The sequence below is a fragment of the Pseudomonas sp. MF6767 genome (assembly GCF_016405475.1).
In the GTDB taxonomy this organism is placed as follows: Bacteria; Pseudomonadota; Gammaproteobacteria; order Pseudomonadales; family Pseudomonadaceae; genus Aquipseudomonas; species Aquipseudomonas paracarnis.
Map to the genome: position 1 here is coordinate 340706 of NZ_JAEKCY010000003.1, position 25903 is coordinate 366608.

24 protein-coding genes are annotated in these 25903 nt (G+C 59.4%); 16 read left to right on the forward strand and 8 right to left on the reverse strand.

Annotated features, from left to right (window positions below):
• Positions 1 to 113: 113 nt before the first annotated feature.
• The 4 genes from JFT58_RS07765 to JFT58_RS07780 all read right to left on the reverse strand — a co-directional run bounded on the left by JFT58_RS07765 (position 114) and on the right by JFT58_RS07780 (position 3172).
• The gene (locus tag JFT58_RS07765) at positions 114 to 527 is read right to left on the reverse strand and encodes a SufE family protein (protein WP_054899095.1); all 414 of its coding nucleotides are present in this window, start codon (positions 525 to 527) and stop codon (positions 114 to 116) included.
• Positions 524 to 1729 (reverse strand): aminotransferase class V-fold PLP-dependent enzyme, encoded by a 1206-nt coding sequence (locus tag JFT58_RS07770; RefSeq protein WP_054899094.1) that lies wholly within the window; start codon positions 1727 to 1729, stop codon positions 524 to 526. The genes JFT58_RS07765 and JFT58_RS07770 overlap by 4 nt, the downstream gene beginning before the upstream one ends.
• A gap of 68 nt (positions 1730 to 1797) precedes the next feature.
• On the reverse strand, positions 1798 to 2832 hold the full coding sequence (dapD, locus tag JFT58_RS07775; protein ID WP_034126827.1) for a 2,3,4,5-tetrahydropyridine-2,6-dicarboxylate N-succinyltransferase: 1035 nt from the start codon (positions 2830 to 2832) through the stop codon (positions 1798 to 1800).
• 31 nt (positions 2833 to 2863) lie between these two features.
• Complete coding sequence (locus tag JFT58_RS07780; protein WP_229999207.1) at positions 2864 to 3172, reverse strand: arsenate reductase; 309 nt, start codon at positions 3170 to 3172, stop codon at positions 2864 to 2866.
• A 279-nt stretch (positions 3173 to 3451) separates the two neighbouring features.
• On the opposite strand from JFT58_RS07780, the gene JFT58_RS07785 reads away from it, so the two are divergent.
• Positions 3452 to 5095 carry a Na+/H+ antiporter gene (locus JFT58_RS07785; protein ID WP_054899093.1) on the forward strand — a complete coding sequence of 548 codons (1644 nt, stop codon included), beginning with the start codon at positions 3452 to 3454 and terminating at the stop codon, positions 5093 to 5095.
• Here JFT58_RS07785 and JFT58_RS30665 read toward each other — a convergent pair.
• From JFT58_RS30665 to map, 4 genes are all read right to left on the reverse strand, one after another.
• Entirely contained in the window at positions 5085 to 5807 is a 723-nt protein-coding gene (locus JFT58_RS30665; protein WP_054899092.1) for a M12 family metallopeptidase, read from the reverse strand. The two genes, JFT58_RS07785 and JFT58_RS30665, sit on opposite strands and share 11 nt — an antisense overlap.
• Positions 5808 to 5931: 124 nt before the next feature.
• The gene (gene dapC, locus JFT58_RS07795; RefSeq protein WP_054899091.1) at positions 5932 to 7131 is read right to left on the reverse strand and encodes a succinyldiaminopimelate transaminase; all 1200 of its coding nucleotides are present in this window, start codon (positions 7129 to 7131) and stop codon (positions 5932 to 5934) included.
• Between the two features lie 135 nt (positions 7132 to 7266).
• Positions 7267 to 9969, reverse strand: a complete 2703-nt coding sequence (locus JFT58_RS07800) for a [protein-PII] uridylyltransferase (RefSeq protein ID WP_103299328.1) — start codon at positions 9967 to 9969, stop codon at positions 7267 to 7269.
• Positions 9970 to 10033: 64 nt separating this feature from the next.
• Positions 10034 to 10816 carry a type I methionyl aminopeptidase gene (gene map, locus JFT58_RS07805; RefSeq protein WP_003189156.1) on the reverse strand — a complete coding sequence of 261 codons (783 nt, stop codon included), beginning with the start codon at positions 10814 to 10816 and terminating at the stop codon, positions 10034 to 10036.
• Positions 10817 to 11204: 388 nt separating this feature from the next.
• Here map and rpsB point away from each other — a divergent pair, with 388 nt between their 5' ends.
• The 15 genes from rpsB to rnhB all read left to right on the forward strand — a co-directional run bounded on the left by rpsB (position 11205) and on the right by rnhB (position 25844).
• On the forward strand, positions 11205 to 11942 hold the full coding sequence (gene rpsB, locus JFT58_RS07810; RefSeq protein ID WP_003189158.1) for a 30S ribosomal protein S2: 738 nt from the start codon (positions 11205 to 11207) through the stop codon (positions 11940 to 11942).
• 191 nt (positions 11943 to 12133) lie between these two features.
• Positions 12134 to 12997, forward strand: a complete 864-nt coding sequence (gene tsf, locus JFT58_RS07815; RefSeq protein WP_054899096.1) for a translation elongation factor Ts — start codon at positions 12134 to 12136, stop codon at positions 12995 to 12997.
• A gap of 210 nt (positions 12998 to 13207) precedes the next feature.
• Positions 13208 to 13951 (forward strand): UMP kinase, encoded by a 744-nt coding sequence (pyrH, locus tag JFT58_RS07820; protein ID WP_003189161.1) that lies wholly within the window; start codon positions 13208 to 13210, stop codon positions 13949 to 13951.
• Entirely contained in the window at positions 13948 to 14505 is a 558-nt protein-coding gene (gene frr, locus JFT58_RS07825) for a ribosome recycling factor (RefSeq protein ID WP_003189163.1), read from the forward strand. Before pyrH ends, frr begins: the two co-directional genes overlap by 4 nt.
• 17 nt (positions 14506 to 14522) lie before the next feature.
• Positions 14523 to 15278, forward strand: a complete 756-nt coding sequence (gene uppS, locus JFT58_RS07830) for a polyprenyl diphosphate synthase (protein WP_054899097.1) — start codon at positions 14523 to 14525, stop codon at positions 15276 to 15278.
• Positions 15279 to 16085, forward strand: a complete 807-nt coding sequence (locus JFT58_RS07835) for a phosphatidate cytidylyltransferase (RefSeq protein WP_034126832.1) — start codon at positions 15279 to 15281, stop codon at positions 16083 to 16085. It begins immediately after the preceding gene.
• A complete protein-coding gene (gene ispC / locus JFT58_RS07840) occupies positions 16082 to 17272 on the forward strand; it encodes a 1-deoxy-D-xylulose-5-phosphate reductoisomerase (protein WP_054899098.1) in 1191 nt (396 codons plus the stop codon). The genes JFT58_RS07835 and ispC overlap by 4 nt, the downstream gene beginning before the upstream one ends.
• A gap of 53 nt (positions 17273 to 17325) precedes the next feature.
• Positions 17326 to 18678, forward strand: coding sequence for a sigma E protease regulator RseP (gene rseP, locus JFT58_RS07845; protein WP_054899099.1), 1353 nt, complete (start codon positions 17326 to 17328; stop codon positions 18676 to 18678).
• A 74-nt stretch (positions 18679 to 18752) separates the two neighbouring features.
• Complete coding sequence (gene bamA / locus JFT58_RS07850) at positions 18753 to 21140, forward strand: outer membrane protein assembly factor BamA (protein WP_057975605.1); 2388 nt, start codon at positions 18753 to 18755, stop codon at positions 21138 to 21140.
• A gap of 45 nt (positions 21141 to 21185) precedes the next feature.
• Positions 21186 to 21689: an OmpH family outer membrane protein gene (locus JFT58_RS07855; protein WP_003189173.1), complete on the forward strand. Its 504-nt coding sequence runs from the start codon at positions 21186 to 21188 to the stop codon at positions 21687 to 21689.
• 3 nt (positions 21690 to 21692) lie between these two features.
• Positions 21693 to 22748: a UDP-3-O-(3-hydroxymyristoyl)glucosamine N-acyltransferase gene (lpxD, locus tag JFT58_RS07860; protein WP_034126835.1), complete on the forward strand. Its 1056-nt coding sequence runs from the start codon at positions 21693 to 21695 to the stop codon at positions 22746 to 22748.
• Positions 22749 to 22859: 111 nt separating this feature from the next.
• Positions 22860 to 23300: a 3-hydroxyacyl-ACP dehydratase FabZ gene (gene fabZ, locus JFT58_RS07865; RefSeq protein ID WP_003172281.1), complete on the forward strand. Its 441-nt coding sequence runs from the start codon at positions 22860 to 22862 to the stop codon at positions 23298 to 23300.
• Positions 23297 to 24073, forward strand: coding sequence for an acyl-ACP--UDP-N-acetylglucosamine O-acyltransferase (lpxA, locus tag JFT58_RS07870; protein WP_032893181.1), 777 nt, complete (start codon positions 23297 to 23299; stop codon positions 24071 to 24073). Before fabZ ends, lpxA begins: the two co-directional genes overlap by 4 nt.
• A gap of 2 nt (positions 24074 to 24075) precedes the next feature.
• Complete coding sequence (gene lpxB / locus JFT58_RS07875; protein WP_034126836.1) at positions 24076 to 25215, forward strand: lipid-A-disaccharide synthase; 1140 nt, start codon at positions 24076 to 24078, stop codon at positions 25213 to 25215.
• A gap of 2 nt (positions 25216 to 25217) precedes the next feature.
• Positions 25218 to 25844, forward strand: coding sequence for a ribonuclease HII (rnhB, locus tag JFT58_RS07880; protein WP_161793220.1), 627 nt, complete (start codon positions 25218 to 25220; stop codon positions 25842 to 25844).
• Positions 25845 to 25903 lie beyond the last annotated feature (59 nt).

The following is a 25903-nucleotide window of genomic DNA, read 5'->3' on the forward strand; positions in this document are numbered from 1 at the left end:
GGCGCCTAAGATCAAAAGCAGATCAAGAGCGGCTCGCTTCGCACCGTGGTTACCGTTGAGCTAACAGAGTTATGTAGATACCTATGGCTATCGCAGGCAAGCCAGCTCCCACATTATTTCTGTGTACGCGTCAGGTCTCGCATGCGTTGCAGTACGGCATTCAAGCCATTGCTGCGCGACGGCGATAGTTGGCGCGACAGGCCCAGTTGATTGAACCAGCCAGGCAGGTCGACCGCTTGCAATTGATCAGCCGACAACCCATTGACCCGTGCCAGCAGCAACGCCACCAACCCGCGAATCATCCGTGCCTCGCTGCTCGCAGCAAACTGCCAATGGCCATCCTGCAAGCGCCCCACCAGCCACACCAGGCTTTCGCAACCTTGCACCAGGTTAGCATCGACCTTTTCGTCATCAGCCAGGGCGGGCAAGCGTTCACCCCATTGCATCAGCATCCGTGCGCGCTGCTCCCAGCTGCCCACGGCCTGGAAGGCTTCCAGCGCGGCTTGTGCCTCCAGCGGCAAGCTCATCGCAGCATGTCCAGCGCCTGGTCCAGCGCTTCAAAAAAGCGTTCCAGGTCGTCGGAATCGTTGTAGAGCGCCAGGGAAACGCGGATAGCGCCTGACAGATGCATTGCCTTCAACAATGGCATCGCGCAGTGATGACCGGCACGCACTGCAATGCCTTGCTCGGTCAGCAGGTGGGCGAGGTCGGCGTTGTGCACGCCCTCCACCACAAAACTCACCAGCGCCACCTGCGGCGATCCCAGCACGCGCACGCCATTGCGTGCCTTAAGCCCACGCAGCAGGTAGTCATGCAGAGCGGCTTCGTGGGCGATCACCGCCGAGGCATCCAGCGAGCTCAGGTAATCCAGGCTCGCGCCCAGGCCGATCACGCTGGCAATCGGTGGGGTGCCGGCTTCAAAGCCCAGCGGCGCGGGGCGAAAGCTGGCGCTGTGGTAGTCGGCCTGTTGCACCATCTCGCCGCCGAACTGCCAGTGGCGCAGGTGGTGCAGGGTCTCATTACGGCCATACAGCACGCCGACGCCGTCCGGGCCGTAGAGTTTGTGGCTGGAGAACACGTAGAAGTCGCAGCCCAGGGCCTGTACGTCGTGGCGGCCATGGACGATGCCTTGGGCGCCGTCCACCACCGTGAGGGCGCCATGTGCCTGGGCCAGCGCCAGCAAGGCTTGCAGCGGCTGCCAGGCACCGAGCACGTTGGACAACTGGCTCACCGCCAGCAGGCGCGTGCGCGGGCCAATCAAGCGGGCCGCGGCGTCCAGGTCGATTACGCCTTCATCGTCCAGGGGTAATACCACCAGCGTGAGCGCGCGGCGTTTGGCCAATTGCTGCCAGGGCAACAGGTTGGCGTGGTGTTCCAGGGCGCTGATGGCAATCTCATCGCCCGCATTGAATAAGTGTTCCAGGCCATAGGCCAGGAGGTTCAGCGCAGACGTTGCGCCGTGGGTAAACACAACCTGCCCGCTGTCACCTGCGTTCAACCACTGCGCGACCTTGCTGCGGCTGTCTTCAAAGGCCTGGGTAGCATGGGCCCCGGGCAAATGCTGGGCACGGTGCACATTCGCTGCGCCATTGGCGTAGTAATGATTGATGGCATCCAGCAGGGCTTGGGGTTTTTGCGTGGTGGCGGCGCTGTCCAGATAGATCTGGTCTTGCCGTTGCAGGGTGGCGATGGCCGGGAAGTCGGCGCGCCAGGGGGAGGGCACAAGCATGGTGATCAAGACTCGTATAAGCGGGCCGCCCCCGAGGGTGCGGCCCGCTAGTGGCATCGAGTGGCTGCTTAGTTGTGAGCGTGCAGCGCTTCGTTCAGTTCGATGGCCGATTTGTGGGTTTTACACTCCACGGCACCGGTCTCGGAGTTACGACGGAACAGCAGGTCCGGCTGGCCAGCCAACTCGCGTGCCTTGACCACCTTGACCAGTTGGTTCTGCTCGTCCAGCAGGGCAACCTTGGTGCCGGCGGTGATGTAGAGGCCCGACTCCACGGTGTTGCGGTCGCCCAATGGGATACCGGTACCGGCGTTGGCGCCGATCAGGCAGCCTTCGCCCACCTTGATCACAATATTGCCGCCGCCCGACAGGGTGCCCATGGTGGAGCAACCGCCGCCCAGGTCCGAGCCCTTGCCGACGAATACGCCCGCCGATACGCGACCTTCGATCATGCCCGGGCCTTCGGTGCCCGCGTTGAAGTTGACGAAGCCTTCGTGCATCACGGTGGTGCCTTCGCCCACGTACGCGCCCAGACGGATACGTGCAGCGTCAGCGATACGCACGCCAGCCGGTACGACGTAGTCGGTCATTTTCGGGAACTTGTCCACCGAGAACACTTCCAGCAGGTCGCCACGCAGGCGCGCTTCCAGTTGGCGCTCGGCCAGTTCATTGATGTCGATAGCGCCCTGGCTGGTCCAGGCCACGTTCGGCAACTGCGGGAACACACCGGCCAGGCTCAGGCCGTGGGGCTTGACCAGGCGATGGGACAGCAGGTGCAGCTTGAGGTAGGCCTCAGGCGTGGAGGTCAGTGCGGCGTCTTCGGCCAGCAAGGTCGCGACCAGCGGCGTGTGGCTTTCAGCCAGGCGGCTGAGCAGGGCGGCCTGGGCAGCATCGACGCCTTTGAGCGCGTCGGCCAGTTGCAGGGCCTGGCTCACGGTGAAGGTGATCGCCTGGTTGCCTTCGGTGTAACCGAGGATCGGTGCGATGGCGGCAACGATTTCAGCCGATGGATTGAGCAAGGGTTGTGCGTAAAACACTTCCAGCCAAGCACCTTGGCGGTTCTGAGTGCCGACGCCGAAGCCCAGGCTGAACAGGGAATTGGACATGCTGTTACCTCTACAAAAATGGAAGGCTGGCCTACTTGAGGGCCGCCGAATAACTATCTGGCTTGAAGCCAATCAGGGTTCTGTCACCGAGATCGAGCACCGGGCGCTTGATCATCGAGGGTTGTGCGAGCATCAATTCAATGGCTTTCGACTGATCGAGATCGGCTTTGCGTTCGTCTTCGAGTTTGCGAAAGGTGGTGCCCGCACGGTTCAAAACCACCTGCCAACCGTGCTCGTTGCACCATTGGGTCAAGTGTTCGCGGTCGATACCGGCCGTTTTGTAGTCATGGAACTCATAGCTCACCCCGTGCTCATCGAGCCAGGTGCGCGCCTTTTTCATGGTGTCGCAGGCTTTGATGCCGAAAAGGTGCAAGGTTTTGCTTGAAGCACTCAAGGAATTGCCCCCCTTTGGACGTATGAAAATGAAAGATCGCCGATTATGCCACGACCAGCGGGTTTCGGCGCCGCTCGTCAACAGCGTGCGACTTTTGTGCAAAGTGCCAGTGCGCAGCATAGGCGAGTAACATAGCCAGGTAACATAGCCGGGTAATATGGCACTTCAACGGCCAGTTGTTGCCTGATGTGTCGTTGCGAGTCGATTGTCCGGGAAACCCGCGTTATGCAAACCGCCTACACCGTTCTTATCCTGCTGATGCTGGTCAGCTTTTCGCGCCTGATCGGGCGCATCATCCCACTGCCCTTGCCCCTGGTGCAGATCGCCGCCGGCGCCTTGCTGGCCTGGCCCACGTTGGGGCTGCATGTGGCGCTGGACCCTGAGCTGTTCCTGTTTCTGTTCCTGCCGCCACTGTTGTTTTCCGATGGTTGGCGCATGCCCAAGCGTGAGTTGTGGCACCTGCGTGGCCCGATCCTGACATTGGCGGTGGGGCTGGTGCTGTTCACCGTGGTGGGCGCCGGTTACTTCATTCATTGGTTGCTGCCCTCGATCCCCTTGCCGGTGGCCTTTGCCCTGGCAGCGGTGCTCTCGCCGACGGACGCCGTGGCGGTGTCGGCCATTTCCCAGAACCGTTTGCCCAAGCCGCTGATGCACATGCTCCAGGGCGAGGCCTTGATGAATGACGCGTCGGGCCTGGTGACTTTCAAGTTCGCCCTGGCCGCGGCGTTGACCGGAGTCTTTTCCCTGGCGGATGCCAGCCTGACGTTTGTGTTAGTGGCGGTGGGCGGGCTGGCGATCGGTGTGGCGTTGAGCTGGCTGGTCGGCCGCCTGCGCGCCTGGATGATCGCGCGCGGTTGGGACGACCCGGCGACCCATGTGGTGTTCATGTTGTTGCTGCCCTTTGCTGCGTACGTACTGGCTGAACGCCTGGGCGCGTCCGGCATCCTCTCGGCGGTGGCAGCGGGCATGATGCAAAGCTGGCTCGACCTGCTGCCGCGCCAGACCAGCACGCGCCTGCTCAACCGCAGCGTGTGGTCGTTGCTGGAGTTTGCCTTTAACGGCCTGATCTTCCTGCTGCTCGGTCTGCAACTGCCAGACATCATCAAGGCCGTGGTCAGCCATGAAACCACGCTGTGGCCCACCTTGATGTATCGCTGCCTGGATGTGGTGGCGATCTTTCTGGTGCTGGTGGTATTGCGCTTCATCTGGGTGCAAAGCATCTGGCGGCTGTCAGGGTTGCTGCGCAGGCTACGTGGCAAAAGCGCGCTGACCCTGGTGCCGACGGCCCGTTCCTGCTGGTTGTTGACCGTCGGCGGTGTACGCGGTGCGGTGACCCTGGCGGGCGTCATGTCGGTGCCCTTGCTGTTGGCGCCTGGCCAGGATTTCCCTGAGCGTGACCTGCTGATCTTTATCGCTGCCGGTGTGATCCTGTTATCACTGGTCGCTGCCTGTATCGCGCTGCCGCTGCTGTTACGCGGCGTCGAGAATAGCCCGGATGAAAAACGCCACAAAGAAGTGCGCGAAGCCTGGAAAAAGACCGCCGTGGCCGCGATTCATGCACTGGAGGCCGACGAGCCAGCCGAGGCCGAAACGCCGGACGCCGCCCAGGCGGCATTGGCTACCGAACTGAAGGCACGGCTGATGTCGGAATATCGCCATCAATTGGAAGTCTTCAACGATTCGGCTGAAGCTCAGGCGCTGGCGCAGCAAATGGACCTGCTTGAGCGCAAGCTGCGGCTCAAGGCTCTGCGCGCGCAACGGTTGGAGTTGTACAGCTTGAGCCGTCACCACCAGATTGGTGATGACGTATTGAGGGAGGTGCTGGCGGAATTGGATATGAGCGAGGCGAATTTGGGGCTCAAGAAATAGCAGATATCGCTTTTGGATAGGTCTTTTTTGCCCAGGCGATGTCTCCATCGCTCAGCGCCCAACTTTCTGACTGGGCCCAGCCTCTGTGTGTGAAGGCGGAATCAATTTCATAGTGCATGACTGATTCGCCATCATAGGGCATGAAGTGGTATTTGCTGGACCGAGGCAGGGGAAGCAAGTTGCGTTCTGCCTCTTGCTTGTTTGATCCGGGTATACGTTTGATCTTCTCCATATCCCATGGAATATCGGCGTCAGGGTGTTGATGGGCGTGATGAGCGCCCAGCATATGCCCAAACTCGTGCATCACGATGTAAGCGAATCTGGGGTGCTTATGGTCCCATGGGAGTTCCATGGTGGGATACGCTGGATTTTTATCGAGTGCTTGCGTTCCTACGGCTGAGTTGCCTTCGGAGTCGTTGCTCGGGTTCTGCGCGATACGAACATCCCCTTCATTCCCGGATACAAACTCGAACTTCAGATTGATGTGGGGCAGCCATTCGCTGGCGGCCTTTTTAACGGCCAGTACGTATTCATCGTCCTTATCGCATTCGTAGATGGCGATTTTGATCGTGCTGTTTTGAGGCCAGTATCTAGCCGGCTCACCAATATTGCGCCGGCTTCTGGAAAGCGGTTGTGCTTTATCTGCGGAGTCTTCGTTGGACGCACTGGGCGAGTTGTATAGAAAAGCGGATTGGGAGGAGGTGACTATCACGTTATCTTTCCTGCGATGAGTGTGGGCGAATGTATTGGTTTATTCGTCCACGTCGCAGGAAAGTTCCGAGCATACTGTTTGAAATTATATGCCCCGTATATCATGGATATATACGGGAGGGTGTTCAGGTGCGACGTTGAATGTAATCCCGAATCCGCTCAGCCGCTTCCACGCATTCGGCCAACGGCGCAACCAATGCCAGGCGCACACGCCCCGCACCTGGGTTAAAGCCGTCCACTTCCCGCGACAGGTAAGAGCCCGGCACCACCGTCACATGTTCTTCCACGAACAAATCGCGGCAGAAGGCGGCGTCATCGCCTTGTACATTCGGCCACAGGTAAAAGCCGCCGTCCGGGCTTTGCACGTCCAGCACCGGCTTGAGGATCGCCAGCACTGCGTCGAACTTCTCGCGGTACAGGTCACGGTTGGCCAGTACATGGGCCTCGTCCTGCCAGGCGGCGATGCTGGCCAACTGGGTTTGCACCGGCATCGCGCAGCCATGGTAGGTGCGGTACAGCAAAAAGGCCTTGAGGATCTCGGCGTCGCCGGCCACGAAGCCTGAACGCAGGCCTGGCAGGTTGGAGCGCTTGGATAGGCTGTGGAATACCACACAACGCTTGAAGTCCTGACGGCCCAGTTCGACGCAGGCGCTGAGCAGGCCCGGGGGTGGGGTTTGTTCGTCGAAGTACAGTTCGCTGTAGCATTCGTCGGCGGCGATGACGAAATCGTATTTATCGGCCAGGGCGATGAGTTTTTTCAGTGTGGCGACTGGAATCAGCGCACCGGTCGGGTTCCCGGGGGAGCACAGGAACAGGATCTGGCAGCGTTTCCAGATATCGGGGGAGACAGCATCGAAGTCTGGATTGAAGCCGTTGCTATCCAGGCACGGCAGGTAATGCGGCTTGGCCCCGGCCAGGAACGCGGCGCCTTCGTAGATCTGGTAGAACGGGTTGGGGCTCACAACCAGCGCATCGTCGCCACGGTTGACCACGGTCTGGGTGAAGGCAAACAGCGCCTCGCGCGTACCGTTGACCGGCAGGATGTTGCGCGCTGGGTCCAGCCAGCCCTTGGGCACGTTGAAGCGGCGTTCGCACCAGGCGCCGATGGCTTCACGCAGTGCCGGGATACCCAATGTGGTGGGGTACACCGCCATTTGATCGAGGTTATTGCTCAAGGCCTCGGCAACGAAGGCCGGTGACGTGTGCTTGGGCTCGCCGATGGACAGTGCGATCGGGCGTTTGTCCGGGTTCGGCGTCACGCTGCCGAGCAGGGCGCGCAGCTTCTCGAAGGGGTAGGGCTGCAACTGGTTAAGGGCGTTGTTCATATAAGCCTCTATCACGGTGAGCGCGGATCTGTGGGAGCTGGCCTGCCTGCGATCTGCGGTCGATCGGACGGGCCGAAGTGTCTGCATCGCAGGCAAGCCAGCTCCCACATGACTCGTGTTCACAAAGTTAAGAATTCAAATAGTCAGTCTGGTCAGCTCGACACCGGGTTCCTGGGTCACGCTCAACTGCTCCACGATTGCCGCCTGTAAACGCAGGCACAGCTCCGGGTCGGACAGTGGCTGGTTGTCGGCATCGGTGATAAAGAACACGTCTTCTACCCGCTCGCCCAGGGTCGCAATCTTGGCATTTTGCAATGACAGGTCGAACTCCAGGAAAATCCCGCCGATACGCGCCAGCAGGCCTGGGCGATCCGGTGCGCTGAGCTCCAGCACCGTCACCGGGCGCTGTGCGTCGTTGGAAATGGTCACCTGAGGCGCAAAGGCAAAATGCTTGAGCTGGCGCGGCACCCGGCGCTGGATGATGGTGGGGTAGTCGTCGGGGTTGCGCAGGGCTTCGGTGAGGCCCTCGCGGATCTTTTTCACGCGCGCCGGGTTGTCGCCAATCGAGTCGCCGTCGGCGTCGAGCACGATGTAGGTGTCGAGGGTGAACTGGCTGCTGGAGGTGATGACCCGGGCGTCATGGATGTTCAGGTTGAGCTGGTCCATGGCCGCCACGGTCACGGCGAAGAAGTCGTGCTGGTCGGGCGCGTAGATGAAGATCTGCGTGCCGCCTTCGAATTCGCGCTGGGTGGTTTCCTTGATCAAGACCAACGGGCCGCCATCGGCGGGTTGCTGCAGGATCGCGTCGCTGTGCCAGGCCACGTCGCCGGCGGTGTGGCGCAGGAAGTAATCGTCACCCAGTTGCGACCAGAGTTGCTCGACGTCGTCCGGGTCGTTACCGCCGCGCACCAAGATATCCAGGGCTGCGCTTTGGGTGCGGCGGATCTGCTCTTCGCGGTCCACCGGGTTCTCCAGGCCACGGCGCAGGGCGCGCTTGGTCTCGGTGTACAGCTGGCGCAACAGGCTGGCGCGCCAGGAGTTCCACAGCGTCGGGTTGGTGGCGTTGATGTCGGAGACGGTCAGCACATACAGGTAATCCAGGCGGGTTTCATCGCCGACGATGCCGGCAAAGTCGTGGATCACCTGCGGGTCGGACAAGTCCTTGCGCTGGGCCGTGGTCGACATCACCAGGTGGTTCTGCACCAGCCAGACAATCAGGCGGCTGTCCCACACCGGCAACTGGTGGCGCTGGCAGAAGGCTTCGGCATCGACCGCGCCGATCTCCGAGTGGTCGCCATGCCGGCCTTTGCCGATGTCGTGGTACAAGCCGGCCAGGTAAATCAGCTCGGGCTTGGGCAGCTTGGCCATCAGCTTACTGGCCAGCGGGAATTTCTCTGACACCTGGGTGTACTGCAACTTACGCAGGTGCTTGATCAGGTTCAGGGTGTGGGCATCGACGGTATAGATATGGAACAGGTCGTGCTGCATCTGCCCGACGATAAAGCCGAACTCCGGCAGGTAGCGCCCGAGAATGCCGTAGCGGTTCATGCGTCGCAGGTTGCGGTGGATGCCGATGCGGCACTTGAACAGTTCGATAAACAGGCTGGTATTGCGAATGTCGTTGCGAAAATCGTCGTCGATCAGGTGACGGTTTTCCCGCAGCAAGCGGATGGTATCGGCACGCACGCCTTTGATCTCCGGCTGCTGGGCCATCAACACGAAGATTTCCAGCATGGCGAACGGCGTGCGGCGGAACACGTTGTCGTTGCGTGCTTCGATATAGCCGTCGTGCAACTGGAAACGCGCATTGATCGGCTGCGGTGGCGCTTCGTCTTCGGGGGCCAGGATCACTTCTTCGAAGTGCTGGATGATCAAGTCGCTGAGCTGGGCAATGCTCATGACTACCCGGTAATACTGCTGCATGAAGCTCTCGATGCTGGTCTTCGCATCTTCGCCTTCAAAGCCCAGAAGGGTAGCGATAGAGCGCTGGTGATCGAAGAGCAGGCGGTCTTCGGAACGACCGGCCAGCATGTGCAGGGCGTAGCGCACCTTCCACAGGAATTCCTGGGACGAGGCTAGCAGGGAATTTTCGCTCTCCACCAGAAAGCCTTCGCCGGCCAGGGCGCGCAGGTTCAGCGTGCCGTATTGACGGCGCGCCACCCACAAGATTGTCTGGATATCCCGCAGCCCACCGGGTGAGCCTTTGACGTTGGGTTCCAGGTTGTATTCGGTGTCGTTGTACTTGTGGTGCCGGGCTTTTTGCTCGGCGCGCTTGGCCAGGAAAAAGTCTTTGCTTGGCCACATGTGTGCGGTACTGGTGACTTCGAGCATGCGCTGGCGCAGGCGCTCGGGGCCGCAGATGGTGCGGCTTTCCATCAGGTTGGTGACCACCGTCAGGTCGGCACGGGCTTCTTCGGCGCATTCGTCCACCGAGCGTACGCTCTGGCCGACTTCCAGGCCGATGTCCCACAGCAACGTCAGAAAGCGCTCGATGGAATCGCGAAAGGTCTCATGATCGGCCTGGTCCAGCAGGATCAGCAGGTCGATGTCGGAGTAGGGATGCAGTTCGCCGCGACCGTAGCCGCCGACCGCCACCAGGGCGATATCGGCGTCGAAACTCCAATTGAACTGCTCCCAGGCCTTTTGCAGGATGTTATCGACGAACCAGGCGCGGTCCTCGATCAGGCGGCGAATATCCCGGCCGCTGCGAAAGCGCGCATCGAGCACCTCGCGGGCTTGGCGGATGGCCTTCTTGAAGGCGGCGATGGGGCTTGCCTTCAGTGCCAGCTCGGCCTGGAATTGGCCACGGTCGAAGAGTTCGGGATCCACCTGGGGCATCGTTCGGCTTTCCTTTCTATCTATCAGTCAGTCACAACACGTTGCGGGAAAACCTGGGCGACCTTCAGGCAGAAACGCGTGGGATGGTGTCGTCAGCGCGCAGGGTGAAGATCTCGTAGCCGGTGTCGGTGACCAGCAGGGTGTGCTCCCACTGGGCCGAGAGCTTGCGGTCCTTGGTGATGGCGGTCCAGCCGTCGCCCAGCACCTTGGTGTCGGCCTTGCCTTGGTTGATCATCGGTTCGATGGTGAACGTCATGCCGGCCTTGAGTTCCATGCCGGTGCCGGCGCGGCCGTAATGCAGAATCTGCGGCTCTTCGTGGAACACCTTGCCGATACCGTGGCCGCAGAACTCGCGCACCACCGAGAAGCCGTTCTTTTCCGCGTGCTTCTGGATCACTTCACCGATGTCACCCAGGCGGCAGCCGGGCTTGACGATCTCGATGGCCTTGTACATGCATTCCTGGGTGACCTGGGACAGACGCTCGGCCCATACCGGCACATTACCGACGTGGAACATGCGGCTGGTGTCGCCGTGGTAACCATCCTTGATCACCGTGACGTCGATGTTCAGGGTGTCGCCGTCTTTCAGTGGCTTGTCACCGGGAATGCCGTGGCAGACCACGTGGTTGATCGAGGTGCAGATCGACTTGGGGAAGCCTTTGTAATTCAGCGGGGCAGGGATGGCTTTTTGCACGTCGACTATATAGTCGTGGCAAATGCGGTCCAGCGCTTCGGTGGTGACGCCGGGCTTGACGTGTTCGGCGATCATTTCCAGCACGTCGGCAGCCAGTTTGCCGGCAACGCGCATGCCTGCGATGTCTTCGGCGGTTTTCAAGGTAACGGTCATACAGGCTCTCTCTAGCGCGACGCGCTGAAATCAATACGGTTCACGGGGAGCGCGACAAAGGGGTACAGCATTCGCGCAAGTCCCAAAAAACGCGATTCTAACAGACGATGCTGGCAAATCATGCGCGTCTGGTGATCGCTTCTCTCTATGAGGTAGAGGCATGTTGGCTGTATTCAAGGGCTTACGCAAAGACGACGACCGGCAAGTGTGATTGCGGGTTTCGTTTTTGCCGATGCTGTGGTATAAAATGCGCCGCTTTCCGGGGATACCCCGCAAAGCTTAAATCCACACACGTGTCGACACGATGACCTGGGTGCCGGAGGCCTTGATGCCGCTGGTTGGTCATTGGGATACGTGGAGGCCAAACCCGACTTATTAAGGAACTATCATGTCCCAAGTCAACATGCGCGATATGCTGAAGGCCGGTGTGCACTTCGGTCACCAGACCCGTTACTGGAACCCGAAAATGGGTAAGTACATTTTCGGCGCGCGTAACAAGATTCACATTATCAACCTTGAAAAAACCCTGCCAATGTTCAACGAAGCGCTGACTTTCGTAGAGCGTCTGGCCCAGGGCAAAAACAAGATCCTGTTCGTCGGCACCAAGCGTTCCGCTGGCAAGATCGTTGCTGAAGAAGCAGCACGTTGCGGTTCGCCGTACGTCGATCACCGCTGGTTGGGCGGCATGCTGACCAACTTCAAAACCATCCGTGCTTCCATCAAGCGTCTGCGTGACCTTGAAGTGCAAGCCGAAGACGGTACTTTCGCCAAGCTGACCAAGAAAGAAGCGCTGATGCGCTCCCGTGACCTGGAAAAGCTCGATCGTTCCCTGGGTGGTATCAAGGACATGGGCGGTCTGCCTGACGCACTGTTCGTTATCGACGTTGATCACGAGCGCATCGCGATCACCGAAGCCAACAAGCTGGGCATCCCGGTTATCGGCGTAGTCGATACCAACAGCAGCCCGGAAGGCGTTGACTACATCATCCCAGGCAACGATGACGCAATCCGCGCTATCCAGCTGTACATGGGTTCGATGGCTGACGCTGTAATCCGTGGTCGCAACCACGTTGCTGGTGGTACCGAGCAGTTCGTTGAAGAAGCTCCGGTAGCTGCCGCTGAGTAATTGACGCCCTGGCGTTGACTCAGTAAGCAAAAAGGGGGCTTGGCCCCCTTTTTGCCACCTCGAAAACCATTTGTCGGCAGCGCAGCTACATTATTTGTAACGTGCAGCGGCCTACAACGGAAATTCGGGAAGAATTGATCGCCCGTTTAATCGGGTGGAATGGTTGAAAACCTATCCAAGAGGATTTTGAAATGGCAGAGATTACTGCAGCGTTGGTTAAAGAACTGCGTGAGCGTACCGGCGAAGGCATGATGGATTGCAAAAAGGCCTTGACCAAGGCCGGCGGCGACATCGAAAAAGCCATTGATGACATGCGTGCTTCCGGCGCCATCAAGGCTGCCAAGAAAGCAGGTAACGTGGCTGCTGAAGGCGCTATCGCTCTGAAAGAAGACGGCAAATCCGCCGTTCTGCTGGAAGTGAACTCCCAGACCGACTTCCTGGCTCTGCAGGATGACTTCAAGGCGTTCGTTGCTTCCAGCGTCGAAAAAGCTTTCGCTGACAAGCTGACCACTGTTGAGCCTCTGATCGAAGCTCAAGAAGCAGCTCGCCTGGTACTGGTCGGCAAGGTTGGCGAAAACGTCAACATCCGTCGCCTGGTTCGCGTTGAAGGTGATGTAGTTGGTGGCTACCTGCACGGCAACAAAATCGGTGTTGCAGTTGTTCTGAAAGGCGGCGACGTTGAGCTGGCCAAAGACATCGCGATGCACGTTGCTGCAAGCAACCCTGAGTTCCTGCTGCCTTCGGAAGTTTCGGCCGAAGCGATCGAGCGTGAAAAAGCTGTGTTCCTGCAGCTGAACGAAGAAAAAATCAAAGGCAAGCCAGAAAACATTGTTGAGAACATGGTCAAAGGCCGTATCAGCAAGTTCCTGGCCGAAGCAAGCCTGGTTGAGCAGGCGTTCGTCAAGAACCCTGAGATCAAGGTTGGCGAACTGGCCAAGAAAGCCGGTGCTGAAATCGTTTCCTTCACTTACTTCAAAGTAGGCGAAGGCATCGAGAAGCCGGTCGACAACTTCGCTGAAGAAGTTGCTGCCCAGCTGGCTGCCGCCAAGCAATAAGACAGTTCCAAACTGTCGCCGAAAGAGGCTGCCCGCTCACGCGCGCAGCCTCTTTTCAAATGGGAAGGCCAATTTTATTTGGTTTCCTCTCGGAACTGGCTTACAAAGCCGTGTTCCGATGGCGCTGTGACAGCGTCCAGCTAGAGTGAACGCAAGCCGTAAACGGCTCGCCAAGAATTTTTAAAAAATACGCCGCAGGAGAGATTCGCAATGGCTCAGCAGGGCAGTGGTTATCAGGCTCGCTATAAACGCATTCTACTCAAGCTCAGCGGCGAGGCCCTGATGGGCTCGGAAGAGTTCGGGATCGACCCCAAGGTGCTTGACCGCATGGCGCTGGAAGTCGGCCAGTTGGTCGGTATCGGCGTGCAGGTCGGCCTGGTGATTGGTGGTGGCAACCTGTTCCGCGGTGCTGCACTGAGTGCGGCCGGTATGGACCGGGTTACCGGCGACCACATGGGCATGCTGGCCACTGTGATGAACGCCCTCGCCATGCGCGACGCCCTGGAGCGCGCCAACATCTCGGCCATCGTGATGTCGGCAATTTCCATGGTTGGCGTGACCGATCACTATGATCGCCGCAAAGCCATGCGCCACCTGAACTCCAAGGAAGTGGTGATCTTTGCTGCTGGCACAGGTAACCCGTTCTTCACTACCGACTCGGCCGCATGCCTGCGTGCTATCGAAATCGATGCTGACGTGGTGTTGAAGGCGACCAAGGTGGATGGCGTATACACTGCAGACCCATTCAAAGACCCGCATGCCGAGAAGTTCGATCATCTGACCTACGATGAAGTACTGGATCGCAAGCTGGGTGTCATGGACCTGACCGCTATCTGCCTGTGCCGCGACCACAAGATGCCGCTGCGCGTATTTAACATGAACAAGCCCGGCGCCCTGCTGAATATCGTACACGGCGGCGCAGAAGGGACTCTGATCGAGGAAGGCCAACAATGATCAACGAAATCAAGAAAGACGCCCAGGCGCGTATGCAGAAATCCCTGGAATCCTTGAGCCACGCCTTTGGCCAGATCCGTACTGGCAAGGCGCACCCAAGCATCCTGGGCAGCGTGATGGTGCCTTACTACGGTTCCGACACCCCGCTGAGCGGCGTGGCCAACGTGACCGTGAAGGATTCGCGTACCCTGCAAGTTGTTGCCTTCGAGCGCAACATGCTCGCCGCCGTCGACAAGGCTATCCAGAGTGCCGGCCTGAACCTCAACCCGACCAACTTGGGCGAGTTGCTGCTGATCTCCATGCCAGCCCTGACCGAAGAAACCCGCAAGGGCTTCACCAAGCAGGCGCGCAGTGCTGCTGAAGATGCGCGCGTTGCCGTGCGTAACATCCGCCGCGATGCACTGGGCGATCTGAAGAAGCTGGTCAAGGACAAGGAAATCAGCGAAGACGAAGAACGCCGCGCCGTCGCTGATATCGACAAGCTGACCAAGGACGCCGAAGCCCAGATCACCAAGGCGACCGAAGAAAAAGAAAAGGACCTGATGGCCGTATAAGGGGTCAGGACGCCTTCATGGAAAAGACCAAGCAGACTGTGCCCTCCGTGGTGCCGCGCCATGTCGCGATCATCATGGATGGGAATAATCGCTGGGCGAAAAAACGCTTTATGCCGGGTGTTGCCGGGCATAAAGCGGGTGTTGACGCGGTAAGGGCGGTGATTGAGGTGTGCGCCGAGGCAAAGGTTGAAGTATTGACCTTGTTCGCGTTCTCCAGTGAGAACTGGCAGCGACCCGCCGATGAAGTCAGTGCCTTGATGGACCTGTTCTTCAAGGCTCTGCGTCGTGAGGCCAAGCGCCTCAACGACAACAACATCAGTCTGCGTATCATCGGTGATCGCTCGCGGTTCCATCCGGAGCTGCAAGCTGCCATGCGCGAAGCCGAGGCCATCACTGCCGGTAGTAACCGTTTTGTGTTGCAGATCGCAGCCAACTACGGTGGTCAGTGGGATATTGCCCAGGCTGCGCAGCGGCTGGCCCGCGAAGTGCAGGCCGGCCATCTGCGCCCGGACGACATCACGCCCCAACTGTTGCAAACCTGCCTGGTGACCGGCGACCTGCCGTTGCCGGACTTGTGCATTCGCACCGGTGGCGAGCATCGCATCAGCAATTTCCTGCTGTGGCAGTTGGCCTACACCGAGCTGTACTTCTCCGACCTGTTCTGGCCGGACTTCAAACACGAAGCCATGCGTAATGCACTGGCTGATTTCGCTTCCCGTCAGCGTCGCTTCGGTAAAACGAGCGAGCAGATCGAAGCTGGAGCCCGGGTTTAAATGCTTAAACAACGAATCATCACGGCGCTGATCCTGCTGCCGATTGCCTTGTGCGGTTTTTTCCTGCTCGACGGTTCCGGCTTTGCGCTGTTCATCGGCCTGGTTGTGACCCTTGGTGCGTGGGAGTGGGCGCGCCTGGCAGGCTTTGTCAACCAGTTGCCGCGTATGGCCTATGCCGCCTTGGTCGCGCTGTTGTTGTTCTTCATGTACATCCTGCCGGACATCGCGCCCTGGGTGCTGGGGGCTGCAGTGTTGTGGTGGGCGTTGGCGACTTTCCTGGTGCTCACCTATCCGCGCACCAGTAGCCAGTGGTCCAGCGTGGCCTGCAAGCTGGTGATTGGCCTGGCGATCCTCTTGCCGGCCTGGCAAGGGCTGGTGGAGATCAAGCGTTACCCGCTGGGCAACGAATTGATCCTGGCTGTGATGGTGTTGGTATGGGGCGCCGACATTGGTGCCTACTTCTCGGGTAGAGCTTTTGGCAAACGCAAGCTGGCCCCGGCCGTAAGCCCTGGCAAGAGCTGGGAAGGCGTATACGGCGGCTTGGCCTTGACGCTGCTGATCACCCTGGTGGTCGGTGTGGTGCGTGACTGGTCGGTAAAGGAAGTGCTTCTGGCCTTGCTGGGGACGGCTATTGTCGTCTTCATCTCGGTGGTGGGCGACCTTACCGAGAGCATGTTCAAACGCCAGGCGGGCATCAAGGACAGCAGTAACCTGCTGCCAGGCCATGGCGGTGTGCTTGACCGTATCGACAGCCTCACCGCCGCGCTGCCTATTTTTGCCGTGCTGTTGTGGATGATCGCTTCGTGAGCCGCCTGCAGCAGGTTACGGTGCTGGGTGCGACCGGCTCGGTCGGGCTCAGTACCCTGGATGTCATCGCGCGTCACCCCGATCGCTATCAGGTTTTCGCCCTGACCGGCTTCACGCGTTTGCGCGAGTTGCTGGCCTTGTGCGTGCGTCACTCGCCGCGCTTTGCCGTGGTGCCGGAAGCTGCTGCGGCTCGCAGTCTGCAGGATGATCTGCGGGCTGCCGGGCTGGCTACTCAGGTATTGGTTGGCGAGGCAGGCTTATGCCAGGTCTCGGCCGATGCGGACGTGGATATGGTGGTGGCGGCGATTGTCGGTGCGGCAGGTTTGCGCCCGACCTTGGCGGCAGTCGATGCTGGCAAGAAAATCCTGCTGGCCAACAAAGAAGCCTTGGTCATGTCCGGCGCACTCTTTATGCAAGCGGTGCGTAAGAGCGGAGCGGTGCTGCTGCCTCTGGACAGCGAGCACAACGCCATCTTCCAGTGCATGCCCGGTGATTTTGCCCGCGGCTTGAGCCAGGTCGGCGTGCGCCGGATTCTGCTGACGGCATCGGGTGGCCCATTCCGCCAGACTCCGTCGGCCGAGCTGGACCATGTGTCTCCCGATCAGGCATGCGCTCACCCGAACTGGTCCATGGGGCGCAAAATCTCCGTGGATTCGGCGAGCATGATGAACAAGGGCCTGGAGTTGATCGAGGCATGCTGGCTGTTCGATGCGCGGCCTGACCAGGTTGAGGTGGTCATTCACCCACAAAGTGTGATCCATTCCCTGGTCGATTACGTGGATGGTTCGGTGTTGGCGCAATTGGGTAACCCGGACATGCGCACACCGATCGCCAACGCCTTGGCGTGGCCTGAGCGGATTGATTCCGGCGTAGCACCGTTGGACTTGTTTGCAATCGCGCGCCTGGACTTCGAAGCCCCGGACGAGCAGCGTTTCCCTTGTTTGCGCCTGGCGCGGCAAGCGGCCGAGGCGGGTAACAGTGCCCCGGCGATGCTTAACGCGGCCAACGAAGTTGCCGTGGCGGCGTTTCTTGAGCGGCGCATCCGCTTTCCGCAGATCGCGAGTATCATCGAGGACGTCCTGGCGCTTGAGCCGGTAGTGGCAGTGAATGACCTGGAGGCGGTGTTCGAGGCCGACACCAAGGCCCGAGCCCTGGCCGGGCAATGGTTGGATCGCAATGCGGGTTAGGCCGCGGGCAGGTTTGAGTCTTCAGGCATTGGATTGAAATGCGGAGAAATTAGATGAGTGCGCTCTACATGATTGTCGGCACCCTGGTTGCTCTGGGTGTGTTGGTGACCTTCCACGAATTCGGCCACTTCTGGGTGGCGCGTCGTTGCGGCGTCAAGGTATTGCGCTTTTCCGTCGGTTTCGGCATGCCGTTGTTGCGCTGGCATGATCGCCGAGGCACTGAGTTTGTCATTGCTGCTATCCCGTTGGGCGGCTACGTCAAGATGCTCGATGAGCGCGAAGGCGAAGTGCCTGCGGACCAGTTGGACCAATCCTTCAATCGCAAGACCGTTCGTCAGCGTATTGCGATTGTCGCGGCGGGACCGATCGCCAACTTCCTGTTGGCGATGGTGTTCTTCTGGGTCTTGGCCATGCTGGGCAGCCAGCAGGTGCGCCCGGTCATTGGCGCGGTCGAAGCCGACAGCATCGCGGCCAAGGCGGGCCTGACGGCAGGGCAGGAAATTGTATCCATTGATGGCGAACCCACCACAGGTTGGGGCGCGGTCAACTTGCAGTTGGTGCGTCGCCTGGGTGAAAGCGGCACCGTCAATGTGGTGGTGCGTAACCAGGACTCCAGCGCTGAAACCCCGCGGGCATTGGCGCTGGACCATTGGCTCAAGGGCGCCGATGAGCCCGATCCGATCAAATCCCTGGGGATCCGCCCTTGGCGTCCGGCTTTGCCGCCGGTGCTGGCCGAGCTGGATCCAAAAGGGCCGGCCCAGGCTGCTGGCCTGAAAACCGGTGATCGCCTGTTGGCCCTTGATGGCCAGGCGCTGGATGACTGGCAGCAGGTGGTCGACCTGGTGCGTGTGCGCCCTGATACCAAAATTGTGCTGAAAGTTGAGCGCGACGGTGCTCAAATCGACGTCCCCGTGACCCTGTCGGTGCGAGGCGAAGCCAAGGCGGCCGGGGGCTACCTGGGGGCAGGGGTCAAAGGTGTCGAATGGCCGCCATCGATGGTGCGAGAGGTCAGCTACGGGCCTTTGGCAGCGATTGCAGAGGGCGCGAAACGCACCTGGACCATGAGCGTGCTGACCCTCGAATCCCTCAAGAAAATGTTGTTCGGTGAGCTCTCGGTAAAAAACTTGAGTGGACCGATAACCATTGCTAAAGTGGCGGGCGCTTCTGCCCAGTCGGGTGTCGCGGATTTCCTGAATTTCCTGGCTTATCTGAGTATTAGCCTTGGGGTTCTGAATTTGCTGCCCATTCCAGTATTGGATGGGGGGCATCTGCTGTTTTATCTGGTCGAGTGGGTGCGTGGTCGCCCCTTGTCGGATCGGGTGCAGGGTTGGGGGATACAGATTGGTATCAGTTTGGTGGTCGGGGTGATGTTGTTAGCCCTGGTCAACGATCTGGGACGTCTGTAACGCTTCGCTGAATTGCGAATCTGCCGCATTTTGCGGCAGTTTGTTTATTGCCAGTTGGAATAAGAAAGGACTTCATGAAACGTCTGCTGCTAACTGCGGTTCTCACCGTATTGATGATCGCCGAAGTTCACGCCGAGTCCTTCACCATCTCCGATATTCGCGTCAATGGCCTCCAGCGGGTCTCCGCGGGTAGCGTCTTTGGTGCCTTGCCGTTGAACGTCGGGGAACAGGCGGATGATCGTCGCCTGGTGGAATCCACTCGTGCGCTGTTCAAAACCGGGTTCTTTCAAGATATCCAACTGGGTCGCGAAGGCAACGTCCTGGTCATCACGGTCGTCGAGCGACCTTCCGTCGCCAGTATCGCGATCGAAGGTAACAAGGCCATCTCCACTGAAGACCTGATGAAGGGCCTGAAGCAATCGGGCCTGGCCGAGGGCGAGATCTTCCAGCGCGCAACCCTTGAGGGTGTGCGTAACGAGTTGCAACGTCAGTACGTTGCCCAGGGCCGCTACTCCGCGACCGTGGAAACCGAAGTGATCCCCCAGCCTCGTAACCGTGTGGGCCTGAAGGTCAACATCAACGAAGGCACCGTGGCCGCCATCCAGCACATCAACGTCGTGGGCAACACCAAGTTCCCTGATGAAGACCTGGTCGACCTGTTCGAACTCAAGACCACCAACTGGTTGTCGTTCTTCAAGAACGATGACAAGTACGCCCGTGAAAAACTCTCCGGTGACCTGGAACGCCTGCGCTCCTACTACCTGGACCGTGGCTACATCAACATGGACATCGCTTCGACCCAGGTGTCCATCACCCCGGACAAGAAGCACGTCTATATCACCGTCAACGTCAACGAAGGCGAGAAGTACAAGGTTCGTGACGTCAAGCTCAGCGGCGACCTGAAAGTGCCTGAAGACCAGGTCAAGTCCCTGCTGCTCGTGCAGAAGGACCAGGTGTTCTCGCGCAAGCTGATGACCACCACCTCAGAACTGATCACCCGCCGCCTGGGTAACGAAGGCTATACCTTCGCCAACGTCAACGGCGTGCCGACCCCGAATGATGAAGACCACACCGTGGACATCACCTTCGTTGTCGATCCTGGCAAGCGTGCCTACGTCAACCGTATCAACTTCCGTGGCAACACCAAGTCCGCGGACGAAGTGCTGCGTCGTGAAATGCGTCAGATGGAAGGTGGCTGGGCTTCGACCTACCTGATCGACCAGTCCAAGACCCGTCTCGAGCGCCTGGGCTTCTTCAAGGAAGTCAACGTCGAAACCCCGGCCGTACCGGGTGTGGATGACCAGGTTGACGTGAACTACGCCGTTGAAGAACAAGCCTCGGGTTCGATCACCGCCAGCGTCGGTTTTGCCCAGAGTGCCGGTTTGATCCTGGGTGGTTCCATCACGCAGAACAACTTCCTGGGTACCGGTAACCGTGTGTCCATCGGCCTGACCCGCAGCGAATACCAGAGCCGATACAACTTCGGCTATACCGACCCCTACTGGACTGCAGACGGTGTGAGCCTGGGCTACAACGCCTTCTACCGCACCACCGACTACAAAGACCTCGATGTTGACGTTGCAAGCTATGCGATCGACAGCCTGGGTGCCGGTGTAAACGTGGGTTACCCGATCAGCGAGACTTCGCGCCTGACCTTCGGCCTTACCGCCCAGCAGGATGAGATCAAGACCGGTATTTATACCGTGGACGAAATCTTCGACTTCACCCGTCGTGAAGGCGACAAGTTCCTGAACTTCAAGGCGTCTGCCGGCTGGTCCGAGTCGACCCTGAACAAAGGCGTACTGGCAACCCGCGGCCACTCCCAGAGCCTGACCGCGGAAGTCACTACGCCGGGCAGCGACCTGTCGTTCTTCAAGCTCGACTACCGCGGCCAGTTGTTCCAGCCGTTGAGCGATAACTACACCATGCGCCTGCACACAGAGTTGGGCTATGGCGACGGTTATGGTTCGACCAATGGCTTGCCGTTCTATGAAAACTACTATGCAGGTGGTTTCAACTCGGTACGTGGCTTCAAGGACAGCACTCTGGGTCCGCGTGGTACGCCGAGCCGCGGTTTTGACCGGACCGGTAACCAGGGCACTGTCGCTGACTCGGACAACGACCCGCTGCCATTCGGTGGTAACGTGCTGATCCAGGGTGGTGCGGAGATTCTGTTCCCGCTGCCGTTCGTCAAGGACCAGCGTTCCCTGCGTACTTCGGTCTTCTGGGACGTGGGTAACGTGTTCGACTCCAAGTGCGAACAGATCAAAAACCCAAGTGGCTTGAAGTCCAATACTCAATGCAACGACGTGAGCCTCAGCAACCTGGCGAGCTCCGTGGGCGTGGGTGTGACCTGGGTGACTGCGCTGGGCCCGTTGAGCTTTGCTCTGGCCATGCCGATCAAGAAACCGGATAACGCTGAAACCCAGATTTTCCAATTCTCCCTCGGCCAGACGTTCTAAGCGTCTGACCTAAGATAACGACAACGGATTCTGTAGGAGTACATCGTGCGTAAGTTGACTCAATTGGTCTTGCTGGCCACTGTGCTGGTCACCACCCCGGCCTTCGCCGAAATGAAAATCGCGGTCCTGAACTATCAGATGGCCCTGCTGGAGTCCGATGCGGCCAAGCGATACGCCGTGGATGCCGAGAAGAAATTCGGTCCGCAGCTGACCAAGCTCAAGACACTGGAAAGCAGCGCCAAGGGTATCCAGGACCGCCTGGTAGCCGGTGGCGACAAGATGCAGCAAGGCGAGCGCGAGCGTCTGGAGCTTGAATTCAAGCAAAAGGCCCGTGACTACCAGTTCCAATCCAAGGAGCTGAACGAAGCCAAGGCTGTGGCCGACCGCGAAATGCTCAAGCAGCTCAAGCCGAAATTGGACAGCGCTGTGGAAGAAGTCATCAAGAAGGGTGCCTTTGACCTGGTGTTCGAGCGTGGCGCCGTGATCGACGTCAAGCCTCAATACGACATCACCCGCCAGGTGATCGAGCGCATGAACCAGCTGAAGTAAACCATGACAGCGACTATCAAGCTCGGCGAGTTGGCCGAGTTCCTGGGGGCCACCTTGCGTGGCTCCAAGGAGAAAGAAATCACTGGGCTAGCCACCTTGCAGGAGGCTGGCCCAGCTCAGTTGAGCTTCCTCGCAAATCCTCAATACCGTAAATACCTGGTCGACTGCCAGGCCGCAGCAGTGTTGCTGAAGGCCGCCGACGCCGAAGGGTTTACCGGGGATGCGCTGGTGGTGGCCGATCCGTACCTGTCGTACGCCAAGGCGTCGCACCTGTTCGATCCCAAGCCGAAGGCGGCCGGCGGTATTCACCCGTCTGCCGTGATCGCCGATGATGCCCAGGTTGATCCTGCCGCCAGCATCGGTGCATTCGCCGTGATCGAAAGCGGGGCGCGTATTGGTGCTGGTGTCACCGTGGGTGCCCACTGCTTTATCGGTGCACGCTGTGAAATTGGTGCCGATGGTTGGCTGGCCCCCCGCGTGACCCTCTACCACGATGTGCGTATTGGTCAGCGTGTGGTCATTCAGTCCGGTGCTGTTATCGGCGGCGAAGGCTTTGGCTTTGCCAACTCCAAAGGTGTCTGGCACAAGATCGCCCAGGTCGGTGGCGTATTGATCGGCGATGATGTGGAGATCGGCGTGAACACCGCCGTGGATCGCGGGGCCTTGGCTGATACCGTGATCGGCAACGGTGTGAAGCTCGATAACCAGATCCAGATCGCCCACAACGTGCAGATTGGCGATCACACCGCCATGGCGGCCTGCGTGGGTATTTCCGGCAGCACCAAGATCGGCAAGCATTGCATGCTCGCCGGTGGCGTTGGGCTGGTGGGACATATCGATATTTGCGACAACGTCTTCATCACCGGCATGACCATGGTGACCCACTCGATCACAGAGCCAGGGGCCTACTCCTCCGGTACCGCGATGCAACCTGCGGCCGAATGGCGCAAGAGCGCCGCGCGTTTGAGGAAGATCGACGACATGGCACGACGTATCAAACAGCTTGAAAAGCGTGTCGGGGACGTGACCCCTGGCGGTAATGCTTCATCAGAAGGCTGATACCATTTCCATATCAAGTGTGCGCAGCCGCTAGACGGCCTCCTTGATTTGCTAGCGGGGCGTGCGCCTGGTGCGCCCGCCCCCAATCTTTATTACAGGCTTCCCCCCGAAATGATGGACATCAACGAGATTCGCGAATACCTGCCTCACCGTTACCCGTTCCTGCTGGTGGACCGCGTAGTGGACCTCAATGTCGAGGAAAAGCGCATTCGTGCCTACAAGAATGTCAGCATCAACGAACCATTCTTCAATGGTCACTTTCCTGCGCATCCAATCATGCCAGGTGTGTTGATCATCGAAGCCATGGCCCAGGCTGCCGGTATCCTTGGTTTCAAAATGCTCGACCTCAAGCCTGCTGACGGCACGCTTTACTATTTCGTGGGTTCGGACAAGCTGCGTTTTCGCAACCCGGTCACCCCGGGTGACCAGTTGATCCTGGAAGCCAAGTTCATCAGTTGCAAACGCCAGATCTGGAAGTTCGAATGCCAGGCCTCGGTAGATGGCAAGCCGGTGTGCTCTGCCGAGATCATCTGTGCGGAACGCAAACTATGAGTTTGATTGACCCTCGCGCAATCATCGATCCGTCGGCCGTACTGGCCGCCGACGTTGAGGTCGGCCCTTGGTCGATCGTCGGCGCAGGTGTGGAAATCGGCGAGGGGACTGTCATCGGGCCGCACGTGATCCTCAAGGGTCCGACCCGTATTGGCAAACACAATCGCATCTACCAGTTTTCCTCGGTAGGCGAAGACACCCCGGACATGAAGTACAAGGGTGAAGAAACACGCCTGGTAATCGGTGACCACAATATTATCCGTGAAGGCGTCACCATTCACCGTGGCACCGTGCAAGATCGCGCCGAAACCACCTTGGGTGATCACAACCTGGTCATGGCCTATGCGCACATCGGCCATGACAGCGTGATCGGCAATCATTGCATCCTGGTCAACAACACTGCGTTGGCAGGCCATGTGCACGTTGATGACTGGGCGATCCTTTCCGGCTTCACCCTGGTACATCAATACTGCCATATCGGCGCCCACAGCTTTTCCGGTATGGGCACCGCCATCGGCAAGGATGTCCCGGCATTCGTGACGGTGTTCGGCAATCCTGCCGAAGCCCGCAGCATGAATTTTGAAGGCATGCGTCGTCGTGGTTTCAGCGAAGAAGCCATCCACGCCCTGCGCCGTGCCTACAAGACGGTTTACCGCCAAGGGTTGACCGTGGAGCAGGCCCTGGCCGAGTTGGCCGAGCCTGCCACGCAGTTCCCGGAAGTCGCTGTATTCCGTGATTCTATCCAGACCTCGACTCGCGGCATCACCCGCTGATCATGGCCACTCTGCGTATTGCGCTCGTGGCCGGTGAAGCTTCCGGCGATATCCTGGGTGCTGGCTTGATGCGCGCGCTCAAGGCCCAGCATCCGGCGGTGGAATTTATCGGGGTCGGCGGCCCGTTGATGCAGGCCGAAGGCCTGACCTCCTATTTCCCCATGGAGCGCCTGTCGGTCATGGGACTGGTGGAAGTCTTGGGGCGCCTGCGTGAGCTGCTGGCTCGTCGCAAGCTGCTGATCAAGACGCTGATCGAAGAAAAACCTGACGTCTTTATCGGCATCGATGCGCCGGACTTCACGCTCAATATCGAACTCAAGTTGCGCCAGGCCGGGATCAAGACCGTGCACTACGTCAGCCCATCCGTGTGGGCGTGGCGCCAGAAGCGTGTGTTGAAAATCCGCGAAGGCTGCGACCTGATGTTGACCTTGCTTCCATTCGAAGCCCGGTTCTACGAGGAGAAGGGCGTGCCGGTGCGGTTTGTCGGCCACACCCTGGCTGACGCCATTCCCTTGCAGGCTGATCGTGCGGCTGCGCGCGCCGAGCTGGGCTTGCCCGATGGCCCGTTGGTAGCGTTGATGCCAGGCAGTCGTGGCGGTGAGGTGGGGCGTTTGGGGGCGTTGTTTTTTGATGCTGCCGAACGTCTTCAGGCGCAAAAGCCGGGAATCCGCTTTGTGCTGCCTTGCGCCAGTCCACAACGTCGTGCACAGATCGAAACCCTGCTGGAAGGCCGCAACCTGCCGTTGACCCTGCTCGATGGCCAGTCCCACCTGGCCCTGGCAGCCTGCGATGCGGTGTTGATCGCCTCGGGCACTGCCACACTTGAGGCCCTGCTGTACAAGCGGCCGATGGTCGTGGCCTATCGCCTGGCGCCACTGACCTTCTGGATCCTCAAGCGCATGGTCAAGAGCCCTTACATTTCCTTGCCCAACCTGCTGGCCCAGCGCCTGCTGGTGCCGGAGTTGTTGCAGGACGATGCAACGCCCGAAGCGCTTGCGCAAACCCTACTACCCTTGATTGACGGCGGCGAAGAGCAGACCCGTGGTTTCGACGATATTCACCGCACGTTACGCCGTGATGCCTCGAACCAGGCGGCCGACGCCGTGTTGACCCTGATCGGCCATAAACAGGAAGCCTTATGACCATGCAAATGGGCCTGGATTTCAGTCTCGTCGCCCAAGCCCACGAACTGGTGGCGGGTGTTGACGAAGTCGGGCGCGGCCCGCTGTGTGGCGCAGTGGTCACGGCGGCGGTGATCCTTGATCCGAACCGCCCGATCCTGGGGCTCAACGATTCGAAGAAGCTCACCGAAGCCCGTCGCGAAAAGCTCTATGACGAGATCTGTGAGAAAGCCCTGAGCTGGCATATCGCCCGGGCTGAAGTCGAAGAAATCGACGAGCTGAATATCCTGCACGCCACCATGCTGGCGATGCAGCGCGCTGTGGAAGGGCTGCACATCACCCCGAAAATGGCGATGATCGACGGTAACCGCTGCCCCAAACTGACAATGCCGTCCGAAGCGGTGGTAAAGGGCGATAGCAAGGTTCCCGCCATTGCCGCCGCCTCGATCCTGGCCAAGGTCAGCCGCGACCGTGAAATGGCCGCGTTCGAATTGATCTATCCCGGCTACGGCATTGGTGGCCATAAAGGCTACCCGACCCCCGTTCATCTGGAAGCCCTGGCTCGGCTCGGCCCCACCCCGATCCATCGCCGCTCGTTTGCCCCGGTGCGCCAGGCTTATGAGGCCCGTGAAAGTCTGATCGAGGTATAGCAGCAAGGCTGATGTTTTTACCCAGGCCCGGTACAATCCGGGCCTTGTTGTTTTCATGT

Bases quoted from the DNA above. Each gene is read 5' to 3' on its own strand.
- JFT58_RS07770 (WP_054899094.1), bottom strand. From the start codon at position 1,729: ATGCTTGTGCCCTCCCCCTGGCGCGCCGACTTCCCGGCCATCGCCACC.
- map (WP_003189156.1), bottom strand. From the start codon at position 10,816: ATGACCGTTACCTTGAAAACCGCCGAAGACATCGCAGGCATGCGCGTT.
- JFT58_RS07800 (WP_103299328.1), bottom strand. From the start codon at position 9,969: ATGCCCCAGGTGGATCCCGAACTCTTCGACCGTGGCCAATTCCAGGCC.
- uppS (WP_054899097.1), top strand. From the start codon at position 14,523: ATGGAAAAGACCAAGCAGACTGTGCCCTCCGTGGTGCCGCGCCATGTC.
- fabZ (WP_003172281.1), top strand. From the start codon at position 22,860: ATGATGGACATCAACGAGATTCGCGAATACCTGCCTCACCGTTACCCG.
- pyrH (WP_003189161.1), top strand. From the start codon at position 13,208: ATGGCTCAGCAGGGCAGTGGTTATCAGGCTCGCTATAAACGCATTCTA.
- lpxB (WP_034126836.1), top strand. From the start codon at position 24,076: ATGGCCACTCTGCGTATTGCGCTCGTGGCCGGTGAAGCTTCCGGCGAT.
- dapD (WP_034126827.1), bottom strand. From the start codon at position 2,832: ATGTCCAATTCCCTGTTCAGCCTGGGCTTCGGCGTCGGCACTCAGAAC.
- rnhB (WP_161793220.1), top strand. From the start codon at position 25,218: ATGCAAATGGGCCTGGATTTCAGTCTCGTCGCCCAAGCCCACGAACTG.
- JFT58_RS07785 (WP_054899093.1), top strand. From the start codon at position 3,452: ATGCAAACCGCCTACACCGTTCTTATCCTGCTGATGCTGGTCAGCTTT.
- lpxD (WP_034126835.1), top strand. From the start codon at position 21,693: ATGACAGCGACTATCAAGCTCGGCGAGTTGGCCGAGTTCCTGGGGGCC.
- rpsB (WP_003189158.1), top strand. From the start codon at position 11,205: ATGTCCCAAGTCAACATGCGCGATATGCTGAAGGCCGGTGTGCACTTC.
- bamA (WP_057975605.1), top strand. From the start codon at position 18,753: ATGAAACGTCTGCTGCTAACTGCGGTTCTCACCGTATTGATGATCGCC.
- JFT58_RS07765 (WP_054899095.1), bottom strand. From the start codon at position 527: ATGAGCTTGCCGCTGGAGGCACAAGCCGCGCTGGAAGCCTTCCAGGCC.
- frr (WP_003189163.1), top strand. From the start codon at position 13,948: ATGATCAACGAAATCAAGAAAGACGCCCAGGCGCGTATGCAGAAATCC.
- JFT58_RS07835 (WP_034126832.1), top strand. From the start codon at position 15,279: ATGCTTAAACAACGAATCATCACGGCGCTGATCCTGCTGCCGATTGCC.
- JFT58_RS07780 (WP_229999207.1), bottom strand. From the start codon at position 3,172: ATGAAAAAGGCGCGCACCTGGCTCGATGAGCACGGGGTGAGCTATGAG.
- rseP (WP_054899099.1), top strand. From the start codon at position 17,326: ATGAGTGCGCTCTACATGATTGTCGGCACCCTGGTTGCTCTGGGTGTG.
- dapC (WP_054899091.1), bottom strand. From the start codon at position 7,131: ATGAACAACGCCCTTAACCAGTTGCAGCCCTACCCCTTCGAGAAGCTG.
- lpxA (WP_032893181.1), top strand. From the start codon at position 23,297: ATGAGTTTGATTGACCCTCGCGCAATCATCGATCCGTCGGCCGTACTG.
- tsf (WP_054899096.1), top strand. From the start codon at position 12,134: ATGGCAGAGATTACTGCAGCGTTGGTTAAAGAACTGCGTGAGCGTACC.